This is a genomic window from Rhizobium sp. NLR10b (assembly GCF_019685435.1).
Taxonomy (GTDB): Bacteria; Pseudomonadota; Alphaproteobacteria; order Rhizobiales; family Rhizobiaceae; genus Rhizobium.
Window position 1 is genome coordinate 1 of the sequence record NZ_JABDWV010000047.1, and the last position, 4,017, is coordinate 4,017.

The 4,017-nt window shown below is 55.1% G+C and carries 3 protein-coding genes and 3 pseudogenes; 2 read left to right on the forward strand and 4 right to left on the reverse strand.

What is annotated here, in order from left to right:
• Window positions 1-187, reverse strand: a 187-nt coding sequence (locus HJB91_RS30380; RefSeq protein WP_221156956.1) for a transposase, incomplete at its 3' end; no start/stop codon positions are given.
• 109 nt (window positions 188-296) lie between these two features.
• Window positions 297-1,147: pseudogene (locus HJB91_RS30385) on the reverse strand (IS110 family transposase); the annotation flags it as partial.
• Window positions 1,148-1,896: 749 nt separating this feature from the next.
• Between HJB91_RS30385 and HJB91_RS30390 the strand changes: the two are divergent.
• Together HJB91_RS30390 and HJB91_RS30395 are read left to right on the forward strand one after the other, a co-directional pair.
• Window positions 1,897-3,147 (forward strand): sensor histidine kinase, encoded by a 1,251-nt coding sequence (locus HJB91_RS30390; RefSeq protein ID WP_221156959.1) that lies wholly within the window; start codon window positions 1,897-1,899, stop codon window positions 3,145-3,147.
• 241 nt (window positions 3,148-3,388) lie between these two features.
• Window positions 3,389-3,610: pseudogene (locus tag HJB91_RS30395) on the forward strand (IS481 family transposase); the annotation flags it as partial.
• A 72-nt stretch (window positions 3,611-3,682) separates the two neighbouring features.
• On the opposite strand, the pseudogene HJB91_RS30400 reads toward HJB91_RS30395, so the two are convergent.
• Both HJB91_RS30400 and HJB91_RS30405 read right to left on the reverse strand, forming a co-directional pair.
• A pseudogene (locus HJB91_RS30400) lies at window positions 3,683-3,889 on the reverse strand (transposase); the annotation flags it as partial.
• Between the two features lie 14 nt (window positions 3,890-3,903).
• The coding region (locus HJB91_RS30405; RefSeq protein WP_221156961.1) for a transposase domain-containing protein at window positions 3,904-4,017 on the reverse strand (114 nt) is incomplete at its 5' end.

Below are 4,017 nucleotides of genomic sequence, written 5' to 3' on the forward strand. Positions count from 1 at the left end.
CTCCTCGATTTGGCAAAGCTCCCTGCGCCAACGGAAGAGCTGGCTGACATGTACCGGCCGATCGCGCAATCTCGGAAAGCACCGCACCTGGCTCGAGACAGGCTGCAACGAGCCGCTCTTTATCTTCTTGAGACCAGCGCCGCCGGCGCTCGACAGACGTGATCACTTCAATCTGATGCTTCGTCATAGGACTACTCCTAGTGTTTGCACTAGGACTTCCGATGTTCGTCTCAACCTCGCAAGACGGCCCTCACCGGACGCTTACGTTTCGACCGCGAAATCATCAAATATGAGTCAGACCCAATTTTGGATGCTGATTGACACTTGACCCGTTCGCCCGTCGAGCTTTCCGACGGCACGAGACCGAGATAGGCCATCAACTGACGGGGATTATCGAAGCGCCTGACATCGCCGATTTCGACGACAAAAGTGACCGCTGTCATGAATGCAGCGCCGCGCTGGCTTGATAGGCGGCCACAACCCGGGCCATCGACCGGGATGCCGCGGTCTCCATCACCAATTTGGTCAGCCTGTCCAGACGCACGCCGGCATCCTCGATGGCCTGGCGATATTCCGCCAACAGGATGTGGTGGGCGGGATGATCGAAGACCTGGCTCGCCAGCCATCTTGTATGGGCGCGTGTCCATGGTTTGCGGCCGCTATAGACCCGGCCGTGACGCAACAAGAAGGACTGAAGTTGCTGACGCGACTGTTTCAGCGCATCGCTGGCCGCCTCGCGGGCTCGCACCATGTCGCGGATCGCCCCATGACCTGCATCCGGAACCCAGACCGCGGTCAACTCGCCTGCGCGGTGCAGGCGCGCCAAACTTACGGCATCCCGGCGGTTCGTTTTCACCCGGTCGCCCGCACGCTTGGGAACCAGGGAGGGCGCCACGACCGCGCATTCATGCCCCAGTTCGACAATCTGCCGGTAAAGACAGTAACCCGTGGACCAGCCTCATAGCAGAAGTGAAGCTTGGAGCCGCGCTTGGAAAGCTTGTTGACCATTGAGGCCACGCAGGTCGGCTCCGAGGAGATGTCGCCCAAAAACCGCACTTCGCAAGTTACGGGATCCGTCGGCAATGGCCACCGAAATCTTTAACTTCGACGTATCCAAGCCAATGAAAATTACGCTATCGTCTGTCATGGTTCGCCCTCGCTAAGCATGGGGCAAGGCTCCGGCCTATCCAGAGCAACCCCCGAATCAGCTTACCGCGGGGGCGAGCCACTTTCTCCCCACGAACATACGGTCTATGGCAACTCATTTCGCTCATCATACGCGGCATTAAATGGGGATGATGGCATCCCTATTCTCGCGAGAGTAATACGTCCATGGTGGCGACTCATCAACAGAGTTCTTTCTGACAGTCAACGATTGGAGCTTCATTTGGGAATAAAGATATGGGACCAGCCATTTTTCAGTGGAAATGCCCCACGAGCTTTCGGTCCCTCGAGTACGGAGCGATACGCAGGAGTATGCACGGAACAGTATCAGAGATCTAATATCGGTCGACCTGAATCTGCTGCTCGCGCTAGAAGCCTTATTGGATTACCGCAACGTCACTCTTGTGGGCGGGCATGAAAGAAAAAGCCGGCGTTGGACACTTTCACGGCATCTGCCGGAGCGGTTTGCGGCAGGGAGTGAGACAGCCTCGGAGGCCACACGCAAGACATCCTCTACAGTCAACCATCGAAGACCGCACGTGCTGGGGCGGGATCGGTTCACCGAATCCGTCCAGCACAACGACGACGGTTCGCGTCGATGACGAAAGGAAAATATCGCATGACGGGAGCCAGTCACATTGCTACCGTATTTTCTTTGGAGCGAGTGCCCCCCTTGTCCGAGGCTAGGCCGAGCTCAATGTGGGGCTGGGTTGCTGCAGTTCAGCCGGTGCCATGATCCCGCATCGATTTCTCAAACCCACTATATGCCTTTATTTCGTCCTGGCGATAGCACTGTCACTGGGTTCCTGGTCCATTATTGGGTCCGAATGCTACCGGGAAGAAACCCGAAGCACACTTAGTCAGACCTTTGAAGCTTTGGTCATATTAAATGAGGCTCAGCTAAGCATCGTCCGAATCTCAAGCGGGGTCCGCCTCGCCAATAATGCCAGGGAGCCCCCGCCAGCATACTACCGCGAAATCAGAGCTGTCATCGCCGATATCGATCGGATCCAGACGCTTGGTTACCAAAGATCGGGCGAAATCGATCTTTTGCTCCGAACCCGCGAAATTATAAACTCCCAAATTCTGCCAATCACGTTGAGCGGCAAAGGCTACGACCGAGCTCCTTTGTACCTTGATGAGGTTGAGCAAAACTTGTCACACATTTCTAGTTTAGCAACCGTTCACCACAGAGACATCAAAGATAGAAGCAAAGTAGCGCGAGCTACTAACCGTAGCTGGGCCGTATTTGCAATAGTTCTTATATTGCTCGCTACGAGCGGCAAGTTAATCGAGCACCACGCCGCTTTGACAAAGCGTCACAATGAATACGTTCGATCATTTGCACTCCTGCACGCACATATGACCCGGTCGCGCGTCACTGCACTCCGGCTATTTCTCGGGCATCCTAATCGTCCGCATCCGCCTGCCCACGATATGCTTGTCGCTGCATTAAACGCGGTAAAGGAACTCGAGGATACTAATAACCGCCTCGTGCGCATGGTCAATGCACAGCCAGCTGCCCCCACAGAAGCACTCGGTGAACTTCTTCAAACAATTCATAGCCGAATGGATGTTAATATCCAATTGGAGATCGGAAGTGAAGCGCAAAATCTGGAAGTTCCCGGCATTCAAGTTCATTTGATTGTAGAGGAACTAGTTAATAACGCGGTGATCGCCGTTGAGGGAAAACGAGACAAGCAGATTACAATTCATGCGCGCTTACTTGATCGACGCTTCGGATTCGCGCACAATCTTCTCATTGAAGTCGCGGATTCCGGAAGTGGTATGACTTCAGATATTCTTGCCAAAGCCTCAACGCCCTTTTTTTCGACTAGAGCAGGATCTCACGCTGGCCTTGGATTGACCAGTTGCATTGAAATGGTGAATTCAATGCGAGGCACCGTCAAAATTGTTTCGACGCCCGGCGTTGGCACAGTCGTTCGTGTTCTGTTGCCCGTTGATAAAGGGGCAAGGACCTAGTCTTACTGAGTCACAAATCCCTGGGATTCTCGCTGGGCAATGATGTGCTAGCGTAAGCGATTCGTGGTCAACAGGAGAAAGCTGAGATGAATGGCCCGAATGGGGGAGTGAAGCAGCCTTTGCGGATCATGTCCATAGGTGGTCGATGTGATCGGCCACGCTGATCGGGCGGCGCCGCTCAACGATTACTGCCTCGGACTAATGCTGGGGATCGCAAAAGTGTCGAGCCTCTGACAGCGGTGCATTGGCCGATCCTCCGACAGGCTCGAAGGACCCGCATTCGACAATCCTCTCCCTTGAAGAAGAGGCCGTTATCGTCGCCTTTCGCCAGGCATCCGTTGCTGCCGCTCATGATTGCCTCTACGCTCTTCAGCCAATCATCTCACATCTGACGCGTTCGTCGTTGCACAGGTGCTTGCAACGCCACGGCATTTCACGTCTGCCGGAGGTTGGAGAAGACAAGGAGATCGTGTCCACGGGGGTGGTGTAGCTGACGGCTGATGGCCGTGCTTTCCGACCTGGGTCGGAGGGGATATCAGCGTGCCACGGCGGGCAGACTGATTTGGGGATCATCGCTCATTTGGGCCATGGTCTCAAGGGTCATGTACCTGGCGCGTTGAACGGCCCATTCATCATTCTGTTCGAGCAGCAGCGCGCCGACGAGACGGACGATCGCTTCGTCGTTGGGAAAGATGCCGACCACCTCGGTACGTCGCTTGATTTCGCCATTGAGACGCTCAATTGTAAGCGGTGTTTTCAGGCCACGGCTTTGAGTTCGTGCTTTGCGGCATAGGCCCACGGCAGCAGGTCGTCGATCTGGCTATTTGGATGCCCGTTGACGATCCTGGTGAGGACGTCTGAGAGATAGGC

What these genes read in the sequence shown, in the direction of transcription:
- HJB91_RS30390 (WP_221156959.1), top strand. Translation starts at nt 1,897, where the DNA reads ATGATCCCGCATCGATTTCTCAAACCCACTATATGCCTTTATTTCGTC.